Annotated in this window: 26 protein-coding genes and 1 tRNA gene; 10 read left to right on the forward strand and 17 right to left on the reverse strand. The window is 48.0% G+C overall.

Translation table 11 applies throughout. The annotated features are described in order from the left end of the window. Positions 1-5: 5 nt before the first annotated feature. The 14 genes from B3A20_RS11960 to B3A20_RS12025 form a co-directional block, all read right to left on the reverse strand. Positions 6-1,745 carry an ABC transporter ATP-binding protein gene (locus B3A20_RS11960; RefSeq protein WP_290765122.1) on the reverse strand — a complete coding sequence of 580 codons (1,740 nt, stop codon included), beginning with the start codon at positions 1,743-1,745 and terminating at the stop codon, positions 6-8. Next, positions 1,718-1,987 carry a PqqD family protein gene (locus tag B3A20_RS11965; protein WP_290765125.1) on the reverse strand — a complete coding sequence of 90 codons (270 nt, stop codon included), beginning with the start codon at positions 1,985-1,987 and terminating at the stop codon, positions 1,718-1,720. The genes B3A20_RS11960 and B3A20_RS11965 overlap by 28 nt, the downstream gene beginning before the upstream one ends. Next, the gene (locus tag B3A20_RS11970; protein WP_290765128.1) at positions 1,984-2,463 is read right to left on the reverse strand and encodes a S24/S26 family peptidase; all 480 of its coding nucleotides are present in this window, start codon (positions 2,461-2,463) and stop codon (positions 1,984-1,986) included. Before B3A20_RS11970 ends, B3A20_RS11965 begins: the two co-directional genes overlap by 4 nt. Then, a complete protein-coding gene (locus B3A20_RS11975; protein WP_290765131.1) occupies positions 2,460-3,383 on the reverse strand; it encodes a hypothetical protein in 924 nt (307 codons plus the stop codon). The genes B3A20_RS11970 and B3A20_RS11975 overlap by 4 nt, the downstream gene beginning before the upstream one ends. A gap of 79 nt (positions 3,384-3,462) precedes the next feature. Next, complete coding sequence (locus B3A20_RS11980) at positions 3,463-4,563, reverse strand: nucleotidyltransferase domain-containing protein (RefSeq protein WP_290765134.1); 1,101 nt, start codon at positions 4,561-4,563, stop codon at positions 3,463-3,465. A gap of 3 nt (positions 4,564-4,566) precedes the next feature. Next, positions 4,567-4,704 (reverse strand): hypothetical protein, encoded by a 138-nt coding sequence (locus tag B3A20_RS11985; RefSeq protein WP_290765136.1) that lies wholly within the window; start codon positions 4,702-4,704, stop codon positions 4,567-4,569. A gap of 18 nt (positions 4,705-4,722) precedes the next feature. Then, on the reverse strand, positions 4,723-5,583 hold the full coding sequence (locus B3A20_RS11990) for a hypothetical protein (protein ID WP_290765138.1): 861 nt from the start codon (positions 5,581-5,583) through the stop codon (positions 4,723-4,725). 433 nt (positions 5,584-6,016) lie between these two features. Then, positions 6,017-7,417 (reverse strand): TldD/PmbA family protein, encoded by a 1,401-nt coding sequence (locus tag B3A20_RS11995; RefSeq protein WP_290765140.1) that lies wholly within the window; start codon positions 7,415-7,417, stop codon positions 6,017-6,019. Between the two features lies 1 nt (position 7,418). Continuing rightward, positions 7,419-8,210, reverse strand: a complete 792-nt coding sequence (gene hisF, locus B3A20_RS12000) for an imidazole glycerol phosphate synthase subunit HisF (protein WP_088639193.1) — start codon at positions 8,208-8,210, stop codon at positions 7,419-7,421. Between the two features lie 91 nt (positions 8,211-8,301). Next, entirely contained in the window at positions 8,302-8,625 is a 324-nt protein-coding gene (trxA, locus tag B3A20_RS12005) for a thioredoxin (RefSeq protein WP_088629436.1), read from the reverse strand. A gap of 152 nt (positions 8,626-8,777) precedes the next feature. Beyond that, a complete protein-coding gene (locus B3A20_RS12010; protein WP_290765147.1) occupies positions 8,778-9,539 on the reverse strand; it encodes an RNA methyltransferase in 762 nt (253 codons plus the stop codon). A 473-nt stretch (positions 9,540-10,012) separates the two neighbouring features. Then, positions 10,013-10,083: transfer RNA gene (locus tag B3A20_RS12015), tRNA-Gln, on the reverse strand. Between the two features lie 57 nt (positions 10,084-10,140). Next, on the reverse strand, positions 10,141-11,541 hold the full coding sequence (locus B3A20_RS12020; protein WP_290765150.1) for a carboxypeptidase regulatory-like domain-containing protein: 1,401 nt from the start codon (positions 11,539-11,541) through the stop codon (positions 10,141-10,143). Then, positions 11,528-12,397 carry a TIGR02147 family protein gene (locus tag B3A20_RS12025; RefSeq protein WP_290765821.1) on the reverse strand — a complete coding sequence of 290 codons (870 nt, stop codon included), beginning with the start codon at positions 12,395-12,397 and terminating at the stop codon, positions 11,528-11,530. The genes B3A20_RS12020 and B3A20_RS12025 overlap by 14 nt, the downstream gene beginning before the upstream one ends. Before the next feature lie 616 nt (positions 12,398-13,013). On the opposite strand from B3A20_RS12025, the gene B3A20_RS12030 reads away from it, so the two are divergent. From B3A20_RS12030 to B3A20_RS12040, 3 genes are all read left to right on the forward strand, one after another. Beyond that, on the forward strand, positions 13,014-13,790 hold the full coding sequence (locus B3A20_RS12030) for an alpha/beta hydrolase (protein ID WP_290765153.1): 777 nt from the start codon (positions 13,014-13,016) through the stop codon (positions 13,788-13,790). 188 nt (positions 13,791-13,978) lie between these two features. Further along, entirely contained in the window at positions 13,979-14,716 is a 738-nt protein-coding gene (locus tag B3A20_RS12035; protein WP_088660516.1) for a hypothetical protein, read from the forward strand. Between the two features lie 29 nt (positions 14,717-14,745). After that, positions 14,746-15,177 carry a hypothetical protein gene (locus B3A20_RS12040; protein WP_290765159.1) on the forward strand — a complete coding sequence of 144 codons (432 nt, stop codon included), beginning with the start codon at positions 14,746-14,748 and terminating at the stop codon, positions 15,175-15,177. A 19-nt stretch (positions 15,178-15,196) separates the two neighbouring features. Here the strand turns inward: B3A20_RS12040 and B3A20_RS12045 are convergent, their stop codons facing one another. Next, positions 15,197-15,928, reverse strand: a complete 732-nt coding sequence (locus B3A20_RS12045; protein WP_290765162.1) for a UDP-2,3-diacylglucosamine diphosphatase — start codon at positions 15,926-15,928, stop codon at positions 15,197-15,199. A gap of 106 nt (positions 15,929-16,034) precedes the next feature. On the opposite strand from B3A20_RS12045, the gene B3A20_RS12050 reads away from it, so the two are divergent. From B3A20_RS12050 to lnt, 3 genes are all read left to right on the forward strand, one after another. Then, positions 16,035-16,535 (forward strand): hypothetical protein, encoded by a 501-nt coding sequence (locus B3A20_RS12050; RefSeq protein WP_290765165.1) that lies wholly within the window; start codon positions 16,035-16,037, stop codon positions 16,533-16,535. 133 nt (positions 16,536-16,668) lie between these two features. Beyond that, a complete protein-coding gene (gene rsmI / locus B3A20_RS12055) occupies positions 16,669-17,352 on the forward strand; it encodes a 16S rRNA (cytidine(1402)-2'-O)-methyltransferase (RefSeq protein ID WP_014546905.1) in 684 nt (227 codons plus the stop codon). 104 nt (positions 17,353-17,456) lie between these two features. Next, a complete protein-coding gene (gene lnt / locus B3A20_RS12060) occupies positions 17,457-19,388 on the forward strand; it encodes an apolipoprotein N-acyltransferase (RefSeq protein ID WP_290765171.1) in 1,932 nt (643 codons plus the stop codon). Positions 19,389-19,483: 95 nt separating this feature from the next. Here the strand turns inward: lnt and B3A20_RS12065 are convergent, their stop codons facing one another. Beyond that, positions 19,484-20,122, reverse strand: coding sequence for an alpha/beta fold hydrolase (locus B3A20_RS12065; RefSeq protein WP_290765174.1), 639 nt, complete (start codon positions 20,120-20,122; stop codon positions 19,484-19,486). Positions 20,123-20,333: 211 nt separating this feature from the next. Between B3A20_RS12065 and B3A20_RS12070 the strand changes: the two genes are divergently transcribed. From B3A20_RS12070 to B3A20_RS12085, 4 genes are all read left to right on the forward strand, one after another. Further along, a complete protein-coding gene (locus tag B3A20_RS12070; protein ID WP_290765176.1) occupies positions 20,334-21,392 on the forward strand; it encodes a hypothetical protein in 1,059 nt (352 codons plus the stop codon). Between the two features lie 2 nt (positions 21,393-21,394). Beyond that, the gene (locus tag B3A20_RS12075) at positions 21,395-22,609 is read left to right on the forward strand and encodes a hypothetical protein (protein WP_290765178.1); all 1,215 of its coding nucleotides are present in this window, start codon (positions 21,395-21,397) and stop codon (positions 22,607-22,609) included. A gap of 95 nt (positions 22,610-22,704) precedes the next feature. Then, positions 22,705-23,505: a TPM domain-containing protein gene (locus B3A20_RS12080; RefSeq protein ID WP_290765180.1), complete on the forward strand. Its 801-nt coding sequence runs from the start codon at positions 22,705-22,707 to the stop codon at positions 23,503-23,505. Positions 23,506-23,520: 15 nt separating this feature from the next. Further along, positions 23,521-24,207, forward strand: a complete 687-nt coding sequence (locus tag B3A20_RS12085; protein WP_290765182.1) for a hypothetical protein — start codon at positions 23,521-23,523, stop codon at positions 24,205-24,207. A 15-nt stretch (positions 24,208-24,222) separates the two neighbouring features. Here B3A20_RS12085 and B3A20_RS12090 read toward each other — a convergent pair whose 3' ends face one another. Beyond that, on the reverse strand, positions 24,223-25,758 hold the full coding sequence (locus B3A20_RS12090) for a toxin-antitoxin system YwqK family antitoxin (protein WP_290765185.1): 1,536 nt from the start codon (positions 25,756-25,758) through the stop codon (positions 24,223-24,225). Between the last annotated feature and the right edge of the window lie 48 nt (positions 25,759-25,806).

Genomic DNA, 25,806 nt, shown 5'->3' on the forward strand with positions numbered 1-25,806 from the left:
CAGCCCTACAGCCTGACGGTTTCGTCGCACATTTCGCAAACGGCAGTCCTATGCGTCACGAAAATCATCGTCTTTTCAGGGAAAGCATCGAACAGCCGACGGTAAAGTTCCGCCTCGGTCGCCTCATCAAGCGAAGAGCTGATTTCATCAAACAGCAGAATATTCCCCGGGCGCAAAAGCCCACGGGCAATCGCGATTCTCTGCGCCTGGCCTTCGCTAAGCCCATGCCCGCGTTCGCCGATTTCGCAATCCAAGTCATCCGGCAATTCATTCACAAATTCAGCACAGGCTATATGTAAAACCTGCTTCATTTCTTCATCGGTTGCATCCGGTTTTGCAAGTTGCAGATTGTACCGCACAGAGCCATTCATCAATGTATTGCCCTGTGGCACATACACAAAATTCGAGCGCGTTGCCTCCGAAACAGCAACCGAACAGCCGCGCATTTCCGCATCAAGTCCAGCCGTCAAGCTATCGTTGCGTTCCGTATAAAGTTCAATCCTGCCAAAATCGGGCTTTACAAATCCGAGCAAAAGCCTGAACAAAGTCGTCTTGCCCTTGCCCGTCTCGCCCATGACGGCATTCTTGCTCCCCGGCTTAAAATCGTGCGTGAACCCGCATACAATTTCGCGGTCCCCACCCTTATACCCAAAGCTTACGTTGTCCAAACGCACCCCGAGCCGCCCGCGCATTTCCAATGGCGATTCCAAAAGCATTTCCTTGCGCATACCCGACTGCGATTTTTCATCGCGCCCAAGCCCCGAATGCCCATCAACACCTTTTTCCAGTTCATCCAGGCGGTCAATGCTCGCCGTCGAATGCACCAGCTGCGGCACCATCCCAAGCAACGTCAAAATCGGGTGCTGGATTTGCCCGACTAGCTGCAAAAAAGACGTCATCACGCCAAACGTAATCGTCCCATTGCGCAACCCAAGGCCGCCCCAAATAAAGGCAAGCAGGTAACCCAGCCCAAACGCAGAGCCAATCACAAAGCGGGCCACCGTCGTAAAACGCGTCCGACGCATCACGTCGTTTTCCAACTTATCTTGTTTTAAGCCAAGACGTTCCGACACCCAGTTTTCACTTTCGAGCGAGCGCAAAACGGCATTGTACTCCACGCCCTCCTGCACCTGCATCTGGATGCGGCTTTCGCCTTCGCGAATTTCAAGCGTCATATTGCGCAAGCGCCGAGAAATCAGCTTACCCACCACGAGCAACACAGGGGTAAGCAACAACAATGCCCACGCCAACCGCGCATCGAACCAGCGCATCAGCAAAAACGCGCCCACAAGCTGAATTCCGGTCACTGCCATCTGCGGGAGCGTATCAATAATGGAGGCGGATACAGTCTCAATATCCTTCGAAAGTCTCGACGTTACATCGCCCGAATGCAGTTCATGACCGTCAAAAAGCTTTCGCCTGAACAACGTGCCAAAATAGAACAACCTAAGCGAGTTCGTCTTTTTGACCGAAGCAGAAGCCGTCATGTAGAAATACAAAAGTCTAAGGACTATCGTCCCCACAACCGTAAGCACCAAGAGCAAAATCATCTGCAAAATGTCGTCTTGCGTCCCGGTGAGAATCGTCTCGTCTATAAACCGCTTGCTGAGCCATATCATCAAAAGGCCGCACACCACGCGTGCAGCCCCCGCCAAAATGCGGGTGACGATATTTACGCGAAAGCCTTTCGTCCCGCGCCACAGCCAAGCGACATACTTCATTCGAGCACGTTCACCTTTAGCCATTCGCCGACAATTGCAGCAACATCGATCCGAGCCTGTTCTTCGCTCACTTCATACTCTTCGCAAAGAGCAACAGCAAGCGCTTCCACAGTAAACTCGCCCATTTCCTCAGCCTTTTTCCAGAGCCACGCGGCCGTTTCGTTCAGGCACAAAAGGCGGCCAAAATCCAAAGCGCCAAGACCTTCGCCCATAATAACCTGTTCGCCACACACATCGCGCAATACAAAACCGCTCTTGATTTTCATTTTTTCATCTTCCTATAAAACCAAAGTAAATAACGCCTTAAGGGTAACAGAATATACCAAATTTTCGCAGCACTCCTTTCGGCAAATGTCCCTTGCAAGCATTTTTTCCCATTCGGCTTGACGACGCAAACCACCTTGGCACAGACCTCGGAACGTTTGCAGTATTCCCGTTGCACAAGGTTTCCATCCCCCATGAGCACCACATTTTCACCCGAGAGTGCAACGATTCTATGGATAACATAACGTTTTTCTGCATTTTCCAAAAGCGCGACATTATCCGGGATCGCATGCGCCAGCACCACATCACCTACACGCAGATTCTCAGGCTTTTCTAGAATCACGCTATCGCAACCGCCCACGATAAACGGCAACATGCTACAGCCATTCACCGGGAATGTGACACTCACGCCCTCGCCCACCAAACGCACCGCTTCGGCCATGATGAGCGCATCACTTTTTTTCGAGGAATCCATCATTGAATCTCACGAGCAACCGATCGGCAGCAAAGCTTTGCAGCGTCTTCGTCCGGCAAGCATTCCAGATACCACACCGGCACATTCGAAGCAAGCCCGTTTTGCGTCATATGCAAGCCATCGGCAATTTTCTTGTCCCAGCGCATTCCCGATATACTCGGCACAATCGCCGCATACGCAGACACACCCTTCAGCGGAGAAATCTTGTTGAACGGGGCCTGCGACAAAAGCACGAACGCACCTATTTCCATTTTGACATTCTTGTAGCAAGGCGTCTTGCCGCTCCACGGCGAGCCATAGGCAACCGCAAACTTTTTTCCATCTTTTTCGAACAAGCGCACAACCGGATTGTCGTCATTGAATAGCTCGGAGCCCTCATTGTACTTGAGCCAAAGCCTTGCATGCGTACTTTTGCCCGTACCGCTCTTGCCCAAGAACAAATAACCAAGCCCCTTATAGCTCACGCTCGCCGCATGGAATAGAGCCGTGCCAAGCCCAGCCGTTGCAAGGGCGTACAAGACCATCAGCGCATTGTTCAGCGCAAACTGGCGCATTCCGGTAATCGCCGCACTCGCAGCATTCGCACCATTGCCCTTATCGCCTAAAAACAGCACTGCATGCTTAAAATCCTTTTCGCAAACAAGCACGCCCGTAGACTTCCCTAAAAGCAAAAAATCAAATACCGGCAAGCCTTCTGCCGTACGCCCACATACAATGGACTGTCCCTCATCTTCTTGGCGGGTTTCCTCGGTAAACGCTGGCACAGAAGCCTCTTGCACAGCAAGCGAAAACACAGGCTTTTCACAAGACACATCGCTTGAATTCACTGCAAATGGCGAATAATTATCCATTTGCGATAATATATCATCAGCGGCGTCTACTGCAAATAAATGTTCAGCAACTTTAAAAAAGAACTTATTCATCGGGTAACTAATTCAAGGCGTTTCTTCAATTTACAAATTAGCAAAAAAAAGACTCCGCCATATAAAAGTTTATTTTATATTAAAGCGCTATTTTACGGCGTCGAATGCGCTCGGGAATAAGCAAAATTGTACTTTTCCAATAATTAGATTCTTTATAAATGTAATACCGGGGAGCAATCGGGAATATGCGCAAATTCTGAACGCGGTCGTTGAACCAACGCCTAAGCACATTACGATTATAAGCTTTTTTAGCACCGAAATCACCCTCTGCAAATGTTGACTTGTACAGGATCCTACCGTAAAATTTGCTTGGCCTGCAAAGCATTTTGTCTTGAGGTAACTTGAATACACGCCCCAAGACCCCCATAATAGCAGCACAACCGTTTTTCATACCGATTTTTTGGGCAAACTCCCACGTGTATTGGCGATCGGCCTCCGTAGAATGGGTCAGCAGCATATAATAATCCATGTAATGTCTAAGGCTTACTCCAGAAAGCAAGGCGTGTTTGTACAAATGAACAAGCTGCATCAGTAGCGCAAACCGGATACTTGGGCTGTAAAAGCCTTCGGGCGTAAGCGTAAGGTTCTCAAGTTCCGGCTCCAGAACTTTTAGAACTTCATTGTAGGTTTTATTTAACCGAATGGCGTATGTTGCAGAAGTCGGCTTGTGGTGGACTTCCACAAGGACGCCTTTCTCATTTACAAATTCAATGTCGTGATAATCAGGCGTCAGATGTTCAAGGTTTGGAATCCCAAGACATTGTAACAACTCCAGAACCTTATCGTAACCACCGGGAACATAGATGTCAATATCGCCGGGTTGCCTCGAAAATGGATCAGGATACAAACGCGCATTGGCTTGGCCCTTCAAGATGGCACTTCGGAACCCGCGTTCGGCAAACAGCTGCGTGTAACGGGCCGATTCCTGATAGAAAAGGCGGTTCTTGCCACGGATAGCTTCGGCATCTCTTGCCCAAAGCAGCGTTAACAGATGCGGAGGCTGAGATTCCTTGGGTAATCGCGTTATCCCATTATAAGCGACCCCTAACAATGTTTGGCGATGCGCCATTGAGTAAAGCGCTTGCCACTCCTTGTCGGTCGGTATATACGGAAAAACCTGCGAGAGCCCGAGAGCGACTCGCAGGAGTTCACAGAACATTTCGTCAAGGGAACGTTTCAAGGCTTAAGCCTTGGGATCTGTAACATCGTCATTATTCATGCCAAAGATAACATTTTCCCTAACAGAACCGGCCAAAAGGGTTGTCTTGTATTCGAAATCAATGGTATCCATCTTAGGAGTTTCGTATTCTTTTTTCTTCATAATTTTTGCTCCTTTTGATTAGTGCTTAATGACTTTCTTGTTGACGTACATGATTTTATTCTGGGGCTTGCCATTCAGCTTACGGCCCTTGAGGTCGTAGTAGTGATCCTGCATCTGGATGTCACCCGTTCTTGTGTTCATCTTGCCGATGGACAATGTTCCACCGTCCTTGTCCAAGAAACGAACTTTGATGACATCCGGGAGAGGTTCTGAGGCAGCCACTTTACCCAAAGCATTCACAGGGCTAGCATTTTTACAGGTCAAGTAAGCACGCATCGGATAAATTGTCGCGCTGAGAGCTTTAACAAAAACACCATCAGCAGCATCGAAACCATAAAGGTTTGCCGCAGATCCCCAACTATTTCGCACATATGAACCAGTGAATTGCCAGCAAGTACTATTCAACGTAGTAGCATGTTCGTTATCGCCGGTAGACACAATTTTATAAGAATCTGAAGTTTTTTTGAAATCAAATCTTTGAGGAGTACCCGAGACCTTAACAATGTATGGCGTGTTCGCTACAATTTCATCGGTACTTTGCATGTCAAGCGTGAACGTTTCCGAATTGTAGTTCGTCGGGTAATAAGCTGCTACCACCTTTCCTTCATTCGCAGTATGTTCAACAGCTTCGTTCACCTTAACGGTCACCGGAAGCATAAGAGTGGAGTACGTTTTTGCAGCTGCATCACGGTCAACTACAATTTTATTAATCCCACTGAACTCCCCCTCAACAATCGAAACAGCACCTGTTTCAGAGTCCGACCGCAACGTCAAGGTAGAACCCGTTGCATCGGCTCCCGATGCAGCCCAGGCTGCGGTAGACCCCATCAGAGCGACTGTTGCCATAGCGGCAAACCGTGTTAGATGTATTTTTTTCATTGTTTTTCATCCTTCTTTTGAAATTCTAGCAAGAAAAATAGTTTAAAACATTCTTACTTGCAATATAAAACACGTATTTACGTATTCTTTTTGTAAGTTTTTTTTTGAAGGCCGTTCCAAATCGGAACAAAAAGTTCCACTCAGAGCAAAAATATACGTTGTAAGTGTTGTAATCCTTTACATCGGAAATGTACTAAAAACAATCCACACTATTCCAATTTAAACTATCTTATAGATACAAAACCAAACATCCCATACACCAAAACAACGGCACCTCTTCTGAGATGCCGTTGTTTCTTTTTTACACAACTTTCTTGTTTTATTCGAAATGTTTTTGTACTTTACTCGTGATGACAACCCATAATACTTCAAAGCCCTCTTGCGAGGGCTTTTCCATTTTCATGGGAATGTTCCAATTTCGTTGGGAGCGCGACTACCGCCCTCCAACTAATATTTGGTCCACCTTGATGGAGGGCTGACCGACAGTCACCGGCACATGTCCCGAAGAAGCGCCGCAAACGCCTGCAGCCTGTTCAAAGTCAGTACCGACCATGCTAATGCGAGGCATGATTTCGTGGCCTTTACCGATAAGCGTTGCTCCGCGGACCGGTTCGCAAATCTTGCCGTTACGAATGACGTAACCTTCATCGACAGCAAAATTGAACTCACCTGTTGCCGGGTTCACAGAACCGCCTGCCATGCGGGCTGCATAGAGACCGTTATCCACGCTTGCAATCATGGAATCGAGCGTATCCTTGCCCGGTGCGATAAACGTGTTGCGCATACGGCTTACAGGCGCATACTTGTAGCTTTCACGGCGGGCACTTCCGGTGCGTTCAACACCTACTTCCATGGCGCCCACACGGTCGCTCATGTACGTTTTCAAGATACCGTTTTCGATAAGCGTCGTGCGCTGTGTCGGCGTTCCTTCGTCATCGTACTTGAGGCTACCCCACACGCCATCCATCGTGCCATCGTCAATGGCTGTCAAGCAGGGCTGACCAATCGCTTCGCCAAGCTTTCCGCAGAACGGGCTTGCATTGCGACGGATGGATTCCGTTTCCAGCGGATGACCGCAAGCTTCATGGAAAATCACGCCGCCAAAGCCATTGCCCATCACGACCGGCATTTGCCCGCCAGTGATGTAACCGGCATCGAGCATGCGCAGCACTCGCTCGCCACATTCCGTTGCTAAAGCTTCCGGAGAATAATTTGCTAAAAGTTCATAACCGCCAAGAGCGCCCGGAGCTTCGTGCGTCGTCAAGCGTTCCGTGCCGTCTGTTGCCGTCACGTTCACGTTTACACGCAAACGACCGCGAGTCATTTCCAGATGCAAGCCTTCGCTATTCATAAGCGAAATCGAAGTGCAGCTGTCCGTCACGCTGGCGCCCACCTGAGCAATCTTCGGCGAGAGCGCACGGGCCGTCTTGTCCGCACGGAACAAGAAATCCTGCTTCATGGCCTGTCCGAGCACGCGCGGATCCTTGTAAGCCGTCATGTTAAAATCGCAAATGCGCTTTTCAGGCGCAAATTCAAACGGCCTTGCAGCCGAGCCTTCCGCCCCCGCTGCTGCGGCAATGCGCCCGAACGCAAGCGTCTTCACAAGCTTCACGAGAGCTTCTTCGCTGTCGTCGCTCGTGAACCCGTACAGGACTTCCGTCCCGTACAAAAGGCGAACGCCGATACCATACTCGGTACCCGCGGTCGCCGTTTCAATCTGGCGATCCTTCAAGCCGAGGCTTGAACTGCGGGTCTCTTCTTCAAAAATTTCAACAAAGTCAGCCCCGGCACTCTTGCCGGCTTCAAAAATCTTGACGGCAACTTCCGGATTCATCTTACACCTCGCCGTTCATCTTCTTGCGCACCGGGATGCCGGCAGCAAGCATTTCGCCCTTGATACCAGGGACCGTATAATCGCCAAAATGCACCATCGACGCGACCAGTGCCGCATCGGCACTCGTCTTGCGGAACAAGTCTACGATGTGCGCCGGAGTTCCTGCACCGCCACTTGCAATCACAGGCACTTGCACAGCCTTTGCAATCATGTCGGTAATCGTGAGTTCGTAGCCGTTCTTAACGCCGTCCGTATCGATGGAGTTCAAGCAAATTTCACCAACGCCGAGATCTTCGGCACGCTTTGCCCACTGCAAAGCGTCGATGCCCATCGCCTGGCGGCCACCGCGAATAAACACTTCGTAACCGCTCGGAATCTTGTCCGAAACGCCCACGAACTTCGCATCCATGCCAAGCACGATGCACTGGCGTCCAAAAGCCTTCGCGCCTTCGGCAATGATTTCTGGATGGAGCACAGCAAGGCTGTTCACGCTCACTTTTTCTGCACCTGCGAGGAGCGCTTCGTGCATGTCGTCCAAGTTACGGATACCGCCACCCACTGCAAACGGGATAAACACGCGCTTTGCAATCTGGCGAATCATTTCCATGTCGCACGGGCGGTTCTCGGCGCTCGCCGTGATATCGTAAAAGACAAGTTCATCGACACCATCATCGCTGTAACGCGCACCCATTTCTACAGGGTCGCCAATGTCGATATTACCTTTAAACTTTACACCCTTCGTGACCTTGCGGTTACGGACATCCAAGCAGACAATTAAACGTTTCGTGAGCATATTCCAAATGTAGAAAACTAGTGTAACCCGTCAACAACAAAGAGCCCGGCACATCAAACCGAGCTCTTTTTAAACGCATTTTCCAAAGCGATTAGAGATTCTTTTCGATGGCGTTCTTGAGCGTGTTCTTCGGCACGGCACCGACGACGTTACCCACTTCGACACCGTTTTTGAACAACTTCATGTTCGGGATGTTCGTGATGCCAAAACGGGCGCAAATGTCCGAAACGCCTTCGTCATCGACGTTGATCTTTGCGACAATGGCGCGACCGTCAAATTCGTTGGAAAGTTCTTCAACCACCGGACCCATCATCATGCACGGACGGCACCAGGTTGCCCAGAAGTCAACGAGCACAAGCTGACCCGAAGAAATAACCTTATCAAAGGATTCTGCAGTAAGATTCAAAGCTGCCATAAAAAAATTCTCCTATTTACCAATAGCAATATAGCAATTATTAGTATTTAGTGATTTGTGGTTAGTGATTAGTAGGCAGAACTTAGCCCGCTTCGCTCTTAGAACTTAGTTATTTTCTTTTAGAGCAAAAGGAGTGTTCTAAGTTCTAAGCTCTAACACACCTTCCTCATCTTAGCACAATAGATGGGGCCACAGCCATGAGCCTTGTCCGGCAAAATGTGAACGCCTAGTTCCGTGCGGTCCGCACCCTCCGGCAAGTTCTCAATTCGAACAAATTCCATCATCTTGCGTTTTTTCAGAATCTTAGCGACCACAGCGTCGTTTTCAAGCGGCGAAAGCGCGCAAGTCCCGTAAATCAGTTCGCCACCCGGTCTAAGCGCATCCACAGCTGAGGCCAGCAGCGAGCCCTGTTCCACCGACAATCGCTTAACACGCTTCACCGACCACACTTCCAAATGCGACGGCGAATTCAGCACATGCCTATCCGAAGAGCACGGCGCATCGAGCAAAATGCGGTCATAGCATTCTTTCTTGTGCATGCCGAACTTCACGCCATCGTAGCCCGTGACGTTGATTATCGAACGCCACGATTCCGGCAAGGAATTTTCGAGCACATGCTGCAAGCGCAACCGCCTATCCGGCGAGCGGTCATTGCACTGGAGCGAGCCCATGCCCTTGAGCATCGAGGCAATCACGAGCGATTTACCACCCGGGGCAGCACACATGTCGAGCACATCCATTCCAGGTTCTACCGCAAGCGCCTTAGCCGCAAACACCGAGGCTTCATCCAAAAAATACGGCTCCAGAGCATCGTCAAACTGGAGCTTCGTTGCACAGCCTTCGCCTTTCAGCGATTCCAGCAACGCAGGCCAGCGCTCGCCATAAACCTCTTCAAAATAGTCGAAAAATTCCATGACACAAATTTAGTCATTAGTCAATAGTTCTTAGTCATTGACTCTCCAAACTCAATAAAAATGCCCTTTAAAAACCGACAAATCAGCCAGCACAAACAAACTAAATTATTTGTAAGAAATCCAAATTTTTGAAAAATGTCCCAATTTACGTGAAACTTAATCCATATCATCAAATTTTCACGTAATTTTTCAACTTTATCTGTAATATTTTTTGATTTTTCCCAAATTTAGCCCATACTCAAGTGTTTTCTTCAGTAAAAACATTACAAAACACCCGCAAAAAAACACCCTCTTTATTCAATTTCGATTAATTTATATACAAAATTACGTATATTTCCGCATTTTTCCCTAATTTTTCACGTAAAAAACGCACTTTTTCCAAATTTCGCACATCCGGCGGCATCTCGAGGCATTCTGCCGCCGCACAAAACAAAAAACTCTCTGCTCAGGAGTAAGAGCAAAGAGTTTTTTAGTTGAGCTACCAGGATTCGAACCTAGACAAACAGAGTCAGAATCTGTTGTGCTACCGTTACACCATAGCTCATCAGTGCGCACCAATTTTAGAAAATAATTTTTCCTTTTGCAAGGGGTATTTGAAAAATTATTTCATAGTTTGCAAAGTTACCGGCTCAAAAGTCATCCATTGCTGGTCCAATGTATCGTTTTTCGGCAACTGCACATGCGTAATTCTCACGTATTCGTCAAAACCAACGCCCGCACTCTGGAGAGTCTTCACAACCTTAGGATCGCCAGAATAGAGTACGATGTCTTGACTGCCCGCCGGGAGATTGTCGATTTGCAGCATATTGCAAACCATTTCACGGATAAAATGACTCGTGCCCTTCAAGCCGACAACCACGCTGTTCGCCATGCAGTTGCTCGCCTTTGTCGTATCGGCATCGTCAACAGCAAGCATAACACCGCTAACAAGCACAGACGGCTTCAAAAGCGTCGTCTGGCCAACCGACAGCGTATCTCTTAAGTCCTTGAGTTCCGAAGCATTCACATAGCGGCTCACGCCAGCAAGTTCAACCGTTCCGTTTTCTCCCAGCAAGCGGTATTCCATGCGGAGGCTGTCATACGGAACCTTTTCTGGAGCGGGCAAGATCCAGCGTCCAGAATCGTCCGTCACCGTCTGGGCAACAAAGCTTACGGAATCGCCTTCAACAAAGCCAAAGCCGAACAAATCCGTAATCATTTGCACCTGAACATTTGCGCAGGCAGAATCGTTGCACTTCACAACGCCAGACAAGTAAGGTTCCTTCGCTTTCTTTTCTTCAAGCTTAATCAGGGAATCGACTTCCATCGTCGTGCTCCAGATAAACGGTCCCTTCGAAACCGTATCCCCAGACTTCACCTTGCCGTCCATGCTCCATGTACGATAAATTAACGAGTCTGCAACGCCAGATTCAGCAAGGCGAGCCACAATCTGCGGATCGCCCGGGCAGAACCCAAGCCACCATTCGCCTGCAGGAATCAGCATCGAGAAGGAATCCCCGGCAAAAACGCTCTGCGAGAACGGCGTACCCGGCATGTAGACCTTGAAATGATCGCCAACCGAGACCGACGGTTCAGTCACGTCTTTATAGTAAAGAACGCTACTAAACACGGCAGCCTTTTCAAGCCTAATGCTATCCAGAGAGCCAGCAACAGACTTTGTCGCATGCGGCTTGTACGAAATTTCCTGATACTTGGCGTCAACAACGGCAAGCTGGAACGTATCCGCAAACACGGAATCAAAAGAGAACACACCCTGCGAGTCCGTCTCCGTTTCAATGTATTCCATCTCAGTTAAAGTATCACCAACAGAAGGCTCACGCGCAATGCGAACCATGGCGGATACAGCAGGAGAACCATCTGTACGAGTCACCACGCCACCAAGAGCAATTGTGTTGCCCGTATCCGTGACAGTCCCTGCAAAATTGTCATTTTCGTTAGTGCAAGCAAACATGCAAGCACAAACCGCCACCAGCAGTCCGATGTATGACTTAGCAAACTTCATCTTCACCTCCCTCGGCGTCCGTTTCCGGTGGAAGATTCATCTTTTCCTTGCTCAGCGGGAAGAACTGGATGTTCAGTTCGCAAACCATAGACTCTCCCTCATCCGAGCGGACAATGTCCACAATTTCCTTGCGGAACAAGTCTATCTTGCTAATAATCCTTTCCAATCCCTGTGCCGACACACTCATCGTCATACAAGATACATTTCTACGTTCCGTACTGTAGTGATCTAGCGCATCCTTGCCCAAGTCAATCATCTGTTTCTGGAATTGATGAACGAAAAGCGGGGCGATTTCACTGCCATTCGTAATTGCCTTGTTTACGGAATGGTAGAATCCATCTTCGCCGAGCTCGATAAGTCCCAGATTGAGAAGGAGCTGGATAGTCTGCTTTGCCTGCGGGAGAGTAATTTTCGGGTTCAAGAAAAGCGCAAGTTCCTGAATGTTCTTGTCGTTGATTTTCAAGACGGCAAGAGCTTCGCGCGCCACAACGTAGTACCACTTGCTGTAGTATTCCTGCTGGTTCTTGGTCAAGTTCTTGATGGTACGCGGGAGAAGCGCCGACATCTGGTCGAAGATTTGCTGCTTCGAAGAAGCCGTCGTTGCATGCGTGAAATCCACCATCAAGGTGAAATAGCGGCCTTCCCTTTCGTTGAGTCCGAGAGCTTCGATAAACTTCGGAATCATCTGCTGGGTAAGCGACTTACGACCGCGAATCAAATCCAGATACAATCCGGACGAGGAATAGCCAGCCTTCTTTGCAAAAGACCGGTACGAGAAATACCTCTGCACAGACTTACGGTAATCGTAGTAGTCCTGGAGGTACTTTCGATAATTGTAGTAGGCATATACGTTCATCAAAAGGAAATTTAATTTTTTTTGATTTTTTTGGGAACACCTGTTTTTGAAAACATCCTGTAAAAAAGGCGGTTTCCATAAAAAAAAACAAAAAAAAGAACACTTCGAGAACACTTTTTGTTTTTGAAGTGATACGCTTTCAAAAAAAATAGCTTAATTTAAAGGAACACCCAATCCCATCCCTCGGACTTCCGGTTGTACTCCACCGGAAGTCCTTTTGTGTTATAGGCCCTTCGGGCCATAACACAAAATGCTGCGGCTCGGAAATGGGCCCGCAAGCGGCCCCGCTTCGCTCGCCTTATGCATTTGTGTTTTTTCATTGCAGCAAGCCTAAGTATAACCATGCAAGGTTGACGCTTCGCGTCCGTAGCTGCATTTATCAAATACAAGTCCATAAATGGCTTATGCTTGAATAAATTTGCACACTCTTGGCCGCGACTCTCGACCTACGCTTTTGCACTTCGAGCAACACCTATAATATTTCGTTATGCAGAATCTCAGTTCATGCATCCAGTTATTTCATGCAGAACGTCAACAACATTCTAAGTTCTAAGCCCTATTTTTTCTAAATTCACTATTAACTATTGACTAATGACGAACAACTATTAACTATTCCATGAAAATAAAAGAACTCGCCCTGGGAACACTTAGCCGCATTTTACGTTACGCAGGAATCCTCCTCCTTATATATATTAGCATGGTATTTTACCTTGCCCTAACCGAACGCCGCAACGCGTTCCCCCGCGCCATCACGCACAACGAAGCGCGCACCGCCATTGCAGATAAGGCTAGAGCAATCAACTGCACACTTGACGACGGCACTAAACTCGAAGGTTTCGTTGTTGGAAACGAACAAAACAATGTCCTCCTTTACTACCCCGACGCCGACGAAGACGCCGCCCAGTTCCTCGCCGAACTCGACAGCCTTCCAGGATTTGCAGCCGCCACATTCAACTACCGTGGTAGCGGCGAAAACAAGGGAACTCCGTCACAAGAGACTTTCGAATCCGACGCCCAGATGATTTACGAATGCGCATCGCAAATAAACGGAAACGCCCCAAAAGTCGTCGCAGGCCGTGGCACAGGCGCCATTCTAGCGACAAAAATGGCCAAAAAAGAGAATATTACAATTTTGATTGACCCTGTTTGGAGCATTGCCGATGCGATTTCTGACAAATACCGCCTCCTTTACCCAAAATTTCTTGTCAGAGCAGACGTAAAGATCGAAAAAAAAGACATTTCCACCTCTAATAACATAGTGATTCTATTGGATAGAGCCCGATATAACGACCGTACAAGCTCAATAAAGCAAGCTCTTGAAGGCGTTAATTTATCAAAGCGAGGCTCAAAATCCCTATCTGAAGCCATTTTTAACGTGATTTTGCGCAAATAAAGAAAAAAATTTTTCATTTGTTGCAATATTTTACTTTTTTATTATTATTTTTTATACAACAAATGTTATTGGTTACGAAAAAGATATTTTTATCGTTTGTACTTGTTTTTTTCGTGAAAATCTTTGACATTTGGACTATAAGTTTTTATTTTATCGTCAATCAAGAAAAACAAACAAAAGAGGTGTAAATGGAAAACGTAATCGTTAAAATGGATGTTCGCGGCTTCATCAGATTCCCGGAAGAAGCTGTCAAGGCCCTCAAGCTCGACAAGCTTGCCACTCAGACCAAGACTGAAGATGGCCGCACTGTCGATGTCGGTCCTTACGTAGACGTCGAAGTTGACCCGGTCGGCAAGCGTGTTGCAATCACCCCGATCAAGACTCCGAAGTCCACATCCTTCCGCTTCATCAACGGAATCATCGGCTCCAAGTCTAAGTTCCTTTACTTCAAGGGTGCATTCAATGCCATCGGCCTCCCGGTTGCAACCGGTGCATACACGCTCGTCAAGGAAGGCAACAAGTATGTCTTCACCGCTAAGGGCGCAAAGAAGAAGGGCGAATGGACCACCCTCGCATGCCGTAATGCAGTGGGCAACAAGACCATGCTCTCCATTGACACCCGTGGTACCATCATTTTTGACCACAACACCAAGAATGCTCTGAATACCAAGGAAAACAAGACGATGGTTGCAGAATACGATGCTGCCAAGAAGACCTTCAAGCTCACATTCAGCAAGAACAAGGGCTTCATCAACGTCCGCACCATTGCAAGCCATGCTAACGCATCCTTCATGGGCACGCTTTCTTCTCACGGCATCGCTCTTCCGCTCAAGAGCTTCCGTACTGAAAGCCAGGTCGACAAGAACGTCCTCACGTTCAGCGTCGCAGCTCTCGTTGCACAGCAGAAGGCCGCAAAGAAGAAGTAATTCTTCAAAAGGTCTAGAGGTACGATAAAATGATTGAAGTTTTCAAAGTATTTTATCCGACCCATTACAACTTTGCAGCACTCAGTATATTGCTAGTTCTGCTGGTAATATACCTGCTGACAAAGAAGAACTTCAAGTGGACCCTCATCTTCTTGGCCTTGCTTATTGCATTCAATGTCGCGATTTACAAGCGAACTGCAGGCAAGACCTGGACGATTACCCTTGAACCGGAAACATCATCCGATCCTTACTATACCCCGCAGGCCCAGAAAATGACCTTCTCGGTACACAAGAATTGGACGATTACCGACGAAAAGGGTGTAGTTCACCACTGGTGCTGGGTAGAAGAATATTGGCAGAAATTCGCAAGCATTGACCTTGTGGCTAAGCTTTGGGGCGAAAACTCCAGCAAAAAGATGGTCAAATCCACCGAAGGCCGAGCAAGCGAATCCGGTGAATAACTTCTAGCGAAAGCTCCGCTTAAAGCGAAACTAATTTCAACCCACCATTTTCCATGCAGAGAATGGTGGGATTTTTTATAAACTCTCCGGGGGATGCGACAATGCCGTTCGGCATATTCCAGATTCCCGAGATGTGATGATGACCGTGGATGCAGTAGTCGCAGTTTTCTTTTTTCAACATGCGGTTGCCCCACTCCAAATATTCCTCGACTTTGATATCCCGGGTTTCACCGATTTTACGGCTTTTTCGCCCGACAAAGCGTGCAAGAGACATCCCCCAGTCCGGGTGGATTTGCTTGAAAAGAAACCGGTTAAACGGGAAATCCAAGACCTTGCGCATAAAGCGATAACCACGGTCGGACTTGGGCACACCATCGCCATGGGTAACGAACACGCGTTTGCCCTGAATTTCGAGAACGAGCGTCTTATGGACCGCCACCCCTAGATGCTTCGGGAAAAAATCTCCGTAAGCAAAATCGTGGTTTCCTTGTAAAATATGGACTTTCACACCAGATTCCACCAGTTCCGCAAAAGCGCGATACAGCCTGAAATGTGCCGACGCTATATAATAGTTGTACTCGTACCAGAATTCAAAAAGGTCGCCCACCACAACGACATGGCTCGCCTTCCCTTTCCAAAAAGACAAAAGCTGTATCAATTTTTGCTCCCTGTCGGGGACTGCACCTGGCGGGTCGATTCCTAAATGAGCGTCACTAATAAAATAAGCGGGCAAGTTCATGGGTTCAATCATAATAAAATCAATACTGTTCGTTTTTTTATATCTTTGAGACATGCGCTCCATCGTCAAGTTTTTATGTTCAGCCCTCGCTTTCACGGCATTTTTATCAGGATGCGCCATGAAACTCACGCAGGGCGATCTTGAAGGCGTCCCCCTGACAGACGAGAAGTTCAGCTTTTTCGGGAACATTCCCTTTATATACGGGGGCGACACGCTAGAGCTCTCGCAAGATTTACTCCGAGCATACACAAAGGCCGCCAGCGAAACAGAATTTCCGCGCAACACATGCCGTGGCGAAGCCAGAATCAAGGCGACAGTCCTACAGAACGAACCAAATTCTGCCTGGAATATCGGAGTCCTCATCCCGCTTTGGCCCATCCTCCCGGTTAACGAATCCTGGACATACGAACTTTCGGCACGCGTTTTTTGCAACGGGACTCTCGTACGCCACGTGGAATTCATTGAACAGCAAGACATTAACGCAATCTTATATGGGCGTCTCCGTGCAGACCTCGTGAACAAAGCGTCCCGAGAAATGCACCGCAAGCTTGTACAGCGCCTGGCATTTGAACTCAACGGGAACAGACTCACAGATTTAAACAGCGTGAGCGATTATTAGCGGCTTCGCCGCAGTTGGCAGAACTTAGCCCGCTTCGCTCTTAGAACTTAGTTGGCAGAACTTAGAGGAAAAAGCAAAGTTCTAAGCTCTAAGTTCTAAGCTCTAAGTTCTATTTACTATTTTATAGAGCAATATGCATACTTTATACATCGTAGCGACTCCCATCGGGAACATGGAAGATATCACCTACCGCGCTGTGCGCATCCTTAAGGAAGTTCCCCTCGTCCTTGCCGAAGACACCCGCCATTCGAGAATTCTCTTTGACAATTACGGCATCACGACGCCCATGGAAGCCTACCATGACTTCAACAAAGAAAAGGTCACGCCCAAGTACGTCGACTTTTTGAAGAACACCGGCGACATCGCCCTCGTAAGCGATGCAGGAACGCCCGGCGTTGCAGACCCGGCATTCAACCTCGTGCGCGAATGCGTCCGCGAAGGAATTGACGTGCGCGCCATCCCGGGACCGTGCGCAATGATTACCGCACTCGTCTCTTGCGGCATGCCGACCGACCACTTTACGTTCCAGTATTTCTCTCCAAAGAAGAGCGCCCAACGCATCCACTTGCTCGAGAAGCTGAAAGACGAAGAAGCGACCCAGATTTTCTACGCGAGCCCGCACAACATCGACAAGTTCGTCGAAGAAATCAAGCTTGTCTTTGGCGATATCAAGATTGCACTCATGCGTGAACTTACCAAGAAGTTCGAAGAACATCTCATCGGAACGCCGACAGAGATTTCTGCGCACTTCAAATCGCACCCGCCCAAAGGCGAATTCGTGCTCGTGTTCAATCCCCAAGATAAAAGCGGACTGTAAAATAGACGAAAGAACGCCGCGTTGCGGCTACAGACGAGAGACGAAAGTAGCCGTAGTCTTTATTCACTAAGTTCTAAGCTCTGAGTTCTACCAACTAATAACTAATGACCATTGACCAGTTACTAAACAACCTCAAAACTCTTCCGCGTGCGTACAAGATTTACACTGCAATTCTTGTAGCCGTTGAATTTGTATTGTTCTTGTTGCGTCCCGACACGCCTGGGCTTTACGTTCAGATTCCGCAGTTGTTGCCCATCATTGCCGCCCTCCCGTTTCTGTTTTTCAAAAACGCACGCCGCCCCTTTGCGCGATTCATGAACACGTACGGCATCATCGTCTTTGCGTTCCTTGCGCTCGATTACCTCACGCGCAGCCATGCCGGACTTTTCCAAATCGTAGCGACATTCATTCCGATGGCACTCTACTGGTTCTCGCTTTTTGCTCGCTGGAACGTGAAGCTCTTTAAGCAAAAAGACGCACGCATAGCACTTGCACTCGCCACGATTTCCTGGGGATTTGTCGCATTCGCATTCCCGCCGCTCCCGCTCGGCCCCGCCATTCTCGTACTGCTTGTGCCCTGGTTCATCATGCTCAACAAGTACAATCGCGAAACGGCTGTATTTGCGACATTCTGGGCAAGCATGGTCTACAATGCCGTCAATTACTATTGGATCCGCAATGTGATGAACGTGGAAACGGCCCCCTCGGGCCTTATTTTCCTTGGGCTCATCCTCCTCATCGCCTACTTGAGCCTGTTCAACATTCTCGCGGCCTTCGCCTACAGCACCGCCAAGAATCTAAAAATCAAGGGCAAGGCATATCTACTAATCCTGTTCCCCGTTTTTTACGCCTCCATCGAAGTTCATCGCACTACAGGCGACTTCGCCTTCCCATGGAACCATCTCGGTTACACGCTCGGAAACCACATTGAGCTCATTCAAGCGCTTTCCATCATCGGCATATTTGGCTACACGATTCTAATCATTGCATCGAACCAGGTTGTCGCTTATGCCTTTTTGCAAAAAGGACGCAAGAAGCTCGCACTTTTCGCGGTTCCGTTTGTCATTTTCCTTGCGCTCCTGATACACGGCAGTTGCGTACTTTCATCACCAGAAGCAGCCCCGTACTACAACGCAAACGCTCCAGAAAATCCTTCTATCGCGATGGTGCAGCCAAGCATTGCACAAGGCGCCAAGTGGAGCAAAGCCCGCTTTGATTCCATCATCACCAAGACGTTCAGCATGGCGATGGACAGCACTCCCAATGGCACAAATCTCATACTCCTTGCCGAGACCGCAATCCCGGACCACATCCGCAGGCAGCCGCAAGTCATTCACCGATTGCACCAGATGGCGGACAACAAGAACGCAAGCATCCTTACCGGAGCACTCGACTACAAGCGCGTTTCAGCCGACATCAACAACCCTCGCCGATTCGAAATTTACAACGCATCATTTCTTTTTACGCCAAACGACCCATACTTCCCAAAGCGTTACATCAAAAAACATCTCGTACCTTTTAGCGAACGCATTCCGTTTGACGACGTGTTCCCCATTCTCAATTACGTGGACCTTGGCGAAGGCGACTTTGTTCCCGGAAAAGAGACTCCCGTTTACGGGCCTTATAACTGGACACCGTACATCTGCTACGACGCCATTTTCGGAGATCTCATCCGAGACGCCATCAAGGCAGGTTCTAGACTGATGGTGAACATTACCAACGACGGCTGGTTCGGACGCAGCACCGCCCCCTTCCAGCACCTGAACATCGTACGCCACTTGGCAGTCACATACGGTTATCCGGTCGCACGCCTTGCGAACAGCGGAGTTTCGGCTTTCATCGACCAGTACGGTCACTACGACCAGAACACGGACATTTTTGAAACGCGTGTCATCCAAAGAAAAATGCCCCTCAAGACGAGGAGCACGTTCTACACATCTGTAGGCGAAAATTTTGAGAAAGCGTTGCTTTGGTTCCTTGTAATTTACCTTGTAGCGCTATTTGCATTATCAAGAATTCAGAAAAAATTTAAATGAGTTATTAGTAGTTGGTCATCAGTCAATAGTCTAAAGCTTGGCACCGTTGGTGCGATTATAAAACCAGTGACCATTGACCAATGACTAAGGACTTCTCATAGCAACAGCATCGGCGGCCAGTGACCGGCCTTGGGGCGCTCCTTGAATTCGGCGTTGGGCAAAAATTCCTTGAGCTTAAGCGTCCATTCCGGCTGAACGGTCGTATCCAGTCGCCCGTAAAGCACCTGTATATTTTCACTATTCGGGATGACCGACTCAACGCGGTGCGATGCGAGGAACATTAGCCCTTTAGCAAGGGATTCCGCGCTATACTTTTTCGCCTCCCTAAACCAGTCGTCCTGCCAGTCGCCAAAGTCATCCTCAAAAAGCTCCATGAAAGCCTTGAGCGCAGGCTCTGTCGTAGTTTCGAGCTGGTGAGCCATAAAATGAAGGTTCGGAACGGTCCAGTTGCCTATTTCATCACAAAAATCGGCATACGGAGAAAGCAAAATCCACTTTTGCCCTTTTTGCGGTCCCGACGTTGAACACATAAGCGACAAGGCGCCTAGTCCCCAGGCAACAACGGTCGAAGACTTCTTAAATTCCGGAATATTTTCCGGTTTTTCCAAAAAATCAGCCATTTGGCCGTACTGCACATAGTTATGGATAGCCGAAGGAGCTACGTCCATCAGATCGTCTTCCCAAATCCCGAGATTTGAGGCCCAGTCGGGCAACCAGATCCATTTTTCGCTCATATTCAACCTCACTCATGTGAAGAACCTACTAACACTCTCTTTAAACTACAAATAAATGTAGCCCCATAGGTATATATATCCTAATTTCTCTTTGATAGCAACTTTAAAAAAAAGTATTTTACAATTTGTACGATTTGTTCGCCTCTGAAGACAAAACATTGTATATTATTTGTATAAAAAGAAGGAAAACATTTAAAGAGACATTAGTTCTATGAGACACTTGATTCCATCACTCTGCTTAGCACTTCTCTTGGCCGAAACCGCCTGTTCCGCGCCGCATGCCGTAAAACAAAACGATTCCGACATCCGTCAAAAGAATGCCGCCACGCGTCAAAGAGCAGAAAGTGCCTACAACGAACTGGACGGATTTGGCACGACCTCCGCAAAATCGGCTACAACCGCCCCCACTGCGTTCAACGCAAGCGCTCCAGCCCAGGCTGTGGGCCAAAAAGCAACGGCTGCAACTGAAGCTGCGACAGAAACTTACGCAAACGCAAGTGCAATCCAGGATATTGGCCAACCGATTATCATGGTTTCCCCAAATTTGACGCTCAAGGACGGAGTCCCGGACCTTTCCGCCGAAAGCCCGTACTCCCGCACCACGGCAGAAGCCATTAACGGCTACCTCACCAAAAAGAACTACGAAGTCAAGTCGCTCAATGGACAAGCCGAACTGAACAGCATTCTCCAGATGCAAAGCGACATCGCCAATACCGAGGACGACTTGTCTTACCTCGCAAGTGTCGCCCTGGACGCAGACATCTATATCAAGTACACTCCGGAAGTAACAAACGACGAAGTCTCCGTTGAAGTATCCGCCTACGAAACCTCGACCGCCCGTCTCCTCGGTTCACAGTCCTCTGTCGTGCGCAACAACGGACACACCTCCAAAATCAACATCAACTCAAACATCGGAGCCGCCGTCCGCAAGGCCATGCCCGGTCTCGAACAGAAGATTCTCGGCTACTGGAAAATGGACCTCGCCAAGGGCACCCAGTACAAGGTGGTCGTCAATATCAAAGGCGAATACTCCGACAGCCAGACCGAAGACTTGCACGACGCCATCATGAAGGGTCTCAAGAGCAACTTCAGCTCTGTAAAGGTAAACGTCATGACCGCAAAGACCTTGGATTTCGTCATCTACGCCAATCCCTTGAAGTACAAGGATTCCCAGGAAGTCTATTCCAAGATCCGTCAGATTTTCAAGCCTATCGCCGAGACCAAGAAAAACAACATCACACGTAAGTTGATTTTGATGGAGCTGAACTAGTAATGAATATTAAAAGCCTTATCCTCTGCGCCTGTTTCGCCGTAGTTCCCGCACTGGCCGGAAAAATCGTCACTTACACAGCGACTTCCACGGTATCGCAAGAAGATGCGAACAATTCAGCCATGGCAGGTGTTGCAAAGCAAATCAAGTCGCAAGTTTCTGCCACCCAGACTTTGACCAAGTACGAAGACATCAACGACGGCAAAAGCGTCCTTGGCGAGACTTACAGGTCCAAAAGCAATGTGAAGAGCAACGTCGTTCTTAAGGGCGTCAAGGTTGTTCCCATAAAAATGGATAAAGGCTTTAAGGCAACGGCAACGCTCGATATGGATGAGTTCACAGCAAGCCTTCAGTTCCGTTTGAAAACGCTCCAGCAGGAAATTGCCAAGCTTGAAAAATCCGCCCGCAAGGCAATCAACACGCGCGTTTATATCAACGCAGCCAACGACTTGGCAAAGGCCGAAGACAAGGTCAACGAATACAACTTCTACTTGCTCCAGCTCGCCGATGTCTATCCGCTCAACGACAGTCACCGCCTGCAGCACGGCCTTCCGGAAATCGAGAACACTCTTATCGAGCGGCTTTCCAACATCATGATTACAACGACAACCGAACCGAACTTTGAGCTGACCAAAGCAGAAATGCCTTCCTGGAATGTGATTGTCAAGGATTCGATTGGCCCTGTACCAAGTTTTCCGCTTGTTGCTCGCCAAAGCAAGACGCTTTCGGAACGCCGCACTCAGAAAAACGGTATTGCAACGTTCAAGTTGCGCAACGTAAACTTTGACAAAGGCCCGTATGTCATCACCGTGGAGCCGAACCTCCCGTACGAAATCTTGAAAAAGGCAGGCCTCAAGAACGCGCTTGAAGTTCCTTACCGCGTGCGAATCTCCCGCTGCGAAGTCAAGCTCAACTGCGACATGATTGCAAATACTTGCAACGCTCTTGAAAACGCACTTTCTAAAAAATCCATCTTTGCTACAGACGATGAAGAAATTGCAGCACCGGAGCTCAGCGTAGAAATTGAAAACACCTTTAGAGGCAGGCTCGGGTTCATTTCGTCTTTTGACTTTACCATTTCAATCAAAGGCGACAAGGTCAACTTTTTCACAACGGCAAAAGGTGTCGGCAAGAATGAAGTTGATGCAACCATCAGCGCTATCAAGAAGACGGACTTTAGCCCTCTCCAGAAGCAGCTGTTGCCGCTCTGCAAATAATTGATGGAATTCACGTGGTCACAAAACCAACAGATGCAATTTTAGACAATTTATAAATGTATCTTTACAAAGCCGCTGTTTGGCGGCTTTTTTCTATGAAAAAAAGAATTTTATCGATACTGTTCATTCTGTTGCTCGCAATACCTGTTGCGGCAGGTTTTCGCGTAAACAAGGCCGGGCTCCCAAAGCGTCCGCAAAACAGTTACGTGTACGATGAAGACCGCCTGCTCACGAAGCAAGAAGTGCAGTTCATCAACGCACTTTCTGAAGAGCTTTACAAGAAGGCTGGCTTTGGACTTGCGGTGGCGCTTATCCATGACATTGGCTTTGCGGACTTTAGAGATTATGCCTTGAACATTGCCGAAAGTTGGGGCATTGGCGGCAAATCGAACGAAGGCGTCTTGATTTTTGCGGCAATGAAACAGCACAAGCGCAGTGTCGAAGTCGGCTACGGCGCTGAAGGTTACTTGCCCGACGTGCTCGTGGAAAGACTCCAGCAAAAGACAATTGTCCCAGCATTTAGAGTTGAAAAGTACGGCCAAGGAGTCATAACGCTCGCCTGGGAAATTGCGCAAATCGTTGCTAAAGAAAAAGGCATTACGCTTGAGGTCAACACCGACCAGCTTCCGCAAGAAGAAGAAAACAACCCGTTTGGGCTAGTACTCGTGATTTTCGTGATTCTGTTCTTGCTCGTTTCGAAAAACGGCGGCGGACGCGGAAACGGTTGCCTTTGGTTCCTGCTAGGAAACGCGCTCAGCAACAGCAGTCGCGGCCACCACCGCGGCGGCTTCGGCGGGGGCTTTGGCGGTTTTGGCGGAGGCGGCTTTGGGGGCGGCTTCGGCGGTGGATTTGGAGGAGGCAGCTTTGGCGGTGGCGGCTCCGGCGGAAGCTGGTAATTTAGAGGTTCCCTTATGAGAAAGATTTTAAGCGTTGCAGAATTTCAGAATTCAGAATGGCCGAAGCTTTTTGAAGAAGCGCTCGGCGACAACCTCGTTTCGGCGTTCATTCACGGCGACTGCCTTATGGAAGGGTTCTCTGCGCTGGAATCCACGTGGACCGTCAGCTTTATTCTAAAGTCCAATTCCGTCGAAGACTTGCTCCCGCTGCAAAAGCTCACAGCCAAGGCAAAGCGTGAAAACATCGAGTTCAACCATGTGTTTACCCGTTACGAAATCAAGACTTCACAAGACGTGTTCCCGCTGGAATTTTTGCATATCAAGAGCCGAAATGTAACGATTTGTGGCGAAGCGCCGCTTGCAGACTTTTACCCGAACCTCGCGGAACTGCGCATCGAATGCGAACGCGAACTGCGCGGGTTGCTCGTGCACTTGCGCCGTGCATTCCTTTACCTCAAGGAAGAACGCAATCCGCACGTGATTTACGTGCGTTCTATGCCGACGCTCTTGCCATTGCTTTACGGTGTTTATTTCCTTGCGACCGGAAACTACCCCAAGAGTCACGAACAAGTTTACGAGATGTTCCCGGGCGTGCGCATTCCTAATATGACCAATGACAACGATGTGATTATATCAAACATCAACAAGCACATCGAAGCCGTGACTGCAATCGTCAATCAAATCGATGTGATGAAGGTGTAGAGATTCATTCAGATTTTATTTTTTTTCTAATTCCAGAATCGTCCTTAAAGTTCCTGTAGGACGAGATTTCCTAGACTGCTGAATTTTCAGGGAATCTTCTGGAATTTTCCATACTCTCATTATAGCAGGTCCCATTGGAGCAGAACGTCTTCTAGCATTCTTTAGCCCGCGTTCATCATCGCTAGCAACGGTTTTGTCGAGAACAGATGTTTTAAAGCCATCTTTATAGGTTTCTTCCTCTTTCAATTCTCCATTTTCATTCCACACTTTCCAAACGCCAACAGGCATGTCATCTTCATAATACTCTTCTGCCTTTAAGCGCCCGTTTTTATGCCACGTTTTCCTAACGCCATCCAGTTTTCCTGCATTATAATGTCCTTCCTCGGCGATTTTTCCATTCTCATGCCACGCTTTCCGAACACCTTCTAAATTGCCGTCTCTATAATAAAATACGGATTTTAATTTTCCACTTTTATACCACCTTTTCCATACACCATGAGCTCTGTCTAATACGTAATTATCTTCCCATTGCAATTTTCCATTTTCGTACCACCATTTCCAAGTTCCATAACGCTTACCGTCCTTGTAAATAACCTTCGATTTTAGGCAACCATTGCTATACCACTCCGTCCATATTCCATCAAACTCACCATTTTTATAGAATCGCTCATCTTTCAATTGTCCATTTTCATACCACGCTTTCCAAGCACCATCAAGCAAGCCCGACTTGTATAAACTCTCTTCTTTCTGTTTTCCGTTTTTAAACCATTTTTTACTCGTTCCATCAAGTTTATCTGATATATAAAAAGATTCAGTCTCTAGTTGTCCATTTTCATACCAAGATTTCCAAGACCCCTCTTTTTTGTCAGACTTGTATTTTCGTTCGCTTCGCAATTGCCCATTTATAACATTCCACATTTTCCAAGTTCCATCTCTTTGGCCTAGTTTATAACTTGCTTCCGAAAACAAATATCCATTAGACCACGTGTTCCAAATGCTGTCTTTTTTTCCTTCTTTGAAATGCCCTTCAACAGACAAACAGCCATCACGATTCCATTTCCTACTAACACCTAATTGCACACCATCTTTATAATGGTTTTCCGATTCTAACACCCCGTTTTCATACCACTCCCGGCTCACGCTATCACGAATAAAGTTTTCTTTGCAGTCCGAAATTTTTCGACAATTCTGCACCCAATAACTATAAATTTTACCTTTATAGAACTCTTCTTTCGACAATTGTCCATTGCTATGCCACCATTTCCAGACACTGTCACGCATCCCTGCATAATAAAAACCTTCAAATGCCAAGCGCCCATTTTCGTGCCATTCTCTCCAAACTCCATCTTGCTTGTCATCTTTATATAAGCCTTCTTTTTGTTTTTTTCCATCTCTATAATACGAGATGTACGGGCCATCTTTAACACCTTTGCGATACGTCGTTATCTCTTTAAGCACACCGTCGCTATAATACTCTTTGCGCTTCTCGACACAAGCCGCGAGGAGAGAGAAGAGGAGGATGGCGAAGAGGATGAAAGTTTTGTTTTTCATAGAAACAATCGTTTATTGCAAATTATAAACTTCTTTTGGGAGATGCCG

This window comes from Fibrobacter sp. UBA4297, assembly GCF_002394865.1.
Taxonomy (GTDB): Bacteria; Fibrobacterota; Fibrobacteria; order Fibrobacterales; family Fibrobacteraceae; genus Fibrobacter.

Bases quoted from the DNA above. Each gene is read 5' to 3' on its own strand.
- B3A20_RS11960 (WP_290765122.1), bottom strand. From the start codon at position 1,745: ATGGCTAAAGGTGAACGTGCTCGAATGAAGTATGTCGCTTGGCTGTGG.
- B3A20_RS11965 (WP_290765125.1), bottom strand. From the start codon at position 1,987: ATGAAAATCAAGAGCGGTTTTGTATTGCGCGATGTGTGTGGCGAACAG.
- B3A20_RS11970 (WP_290765128.1), bottom strand. From the start codon at position 2,463: ATGATGGATTCCTCGAAAAAAAGTGATGCGCTCATCATGGCCGAAGCG.
- B3A20_RS11975 (WP_290765131.1), bottom strand. From the start codon at position 3,383: ATGAATAAGTTCTTTTTTAAAGTTGCTGAACATTTATTTGCAGTAGAC.
- B3A20_RS11985 (WP_290765136.1), bottom strand. From the start codon at position 4,704: ATGAAGAAAAAAGAATACGAAACTCCTAAGATGGATACCATTGATTTC.
- B3A20_RS11990 (WP_290765138.1), bottom strand. From the start codon at position 5,583: ATGAAAAAAATACATCTAACACGGTTTGCCGCTATGGCAACAGTCGCT.
- B3A20_RS11995 (WP_290765140.1), bottom strand. From the start codon at position 7,417: ATGAATCCGGAAGTTGCCGTCAAGATTTTTGAAGCCGGCAAGAGTGCC.
- hisF (WP_088639193.1), bottom strand. From the start codon at position 8,210: ATGCTCACGAAACGTTTAATTGTCTGCTTGGATGTCCGTAACCGCAAG.
- trxA (WP_088629436.1), bottom strand. From the start codon at position 8,625: ATGGCAGCTTTGAATCTTACTGCAGAATCCTTTGATAAGGTTATTTCT.
- B3A20_RS12010 (WP_290765147.1), bottom strand. From the start codon at position 9,539: ATGGAATTTTTCGACTATTTTGAAGAGGTTTATGGCGAGCGCTGGCCT.
- B3A20_RS12020 (WP_290765150.1), bottom strand. From the start codon at position 11,541: ATGAAGTTTGCTAAGTCATACATCGGACTGCTGGTGGCGGTTTGTGCT.
- B3A20_RS12025 (WP_290765821.1), bottom strand. From the start codon at position 12,397: ATGAACGTATATGCCTACTACAATTATCGAAAGTACCTCCAGGACTAC.
- B3A20_RS12030 (WP_290765153.1), top strand. From the start codon at position 13,014: ATGAAAATAAAAGAACTCGCCCTGGGAACACTTAGCCGCATTTTACGT.
- B3A20_RS12035 (WP_088660516.1), top strand. From the start codon at position 13,979: ATGGAAAACGTAATCGTTAAAATGGATGTTCGCGGCTTCATCAGATTC.
- B3A20_RS12040 (WP_290765159.1), top strand. From the start codon at position 14,746: ATGATTGAAGTTTTCAAAGTATTTTATCCGACCCATTACAACTTTGCA.
- B3A20_RS12045 (WP_290765162.1), bottom strand. From the start codon at position 15,928: ATGATTGAACCCATGAACTTGCCCGCTTATTTTATTAGTGACGCTCAT.
- B3A20_RS12050 (WP_290765165.1), top strand. From the start codon at position 16,035: ATGAAACTCACGCAGGGCGATCTTGAAGGCGTCCCCCTGACAGACGAG.
- rsmI (WP_014546905.1), top strand. From the start codon at position 16,669: ATGCATACTTTATACATCGTAGCGACTCCCATCGGGAACATGGAAGAT.
- lnt (WP_290765171.1), top strand. From the start codon at position 17,457: ATGACCATTGACCAGTTACTAAACAACCTCAAAACTCTTCCGCGTGCG.
- B3A20_RS12065 (WP_290765174.1), bottom strand. From the start codon at position 20,122: ATGAGCGAAAAATGGATCTGGTTGCCCGACTGGGCCTCAAATCTCGGG.
- B3A20_RS12070 (WP_290765176.1), top strand. From the start codon at position 20,334: ATGAGACACTTGATTCCATCACTCTGCTTAGCACTTCTCTTGGCCGAA.
- B3A20_RS12075 (WP_290765178.1), top strand. From the start codon at position 21,395: ATGAATATTAAAAGCCTTATCCTCTGCGCCTGTTTCGCCGTAGTTCCC.
- B3A20_RS12080 (WP_290765180.1), top strand. From the start codon at position 22,705: ATGAAAAAAAGAATTTTATCGATACTGTTCATTCTGTTGCTCGCAATA.
- B3A20_RS12085 (WP_290765182.1), top strand. From the start codon at position 23,521: ATGAGAAAGATTTTAAGCGTTGCAGAATTTCAGAATTCAGAATGGCCG.
- B3A20_RS12090 (WP_290765185.1), bottom strand. From the start codon at position 25,758: ATGAAAAACAAAACTTTCATCCTCTTCGCCATCCTCCTCTTCTCTCTC.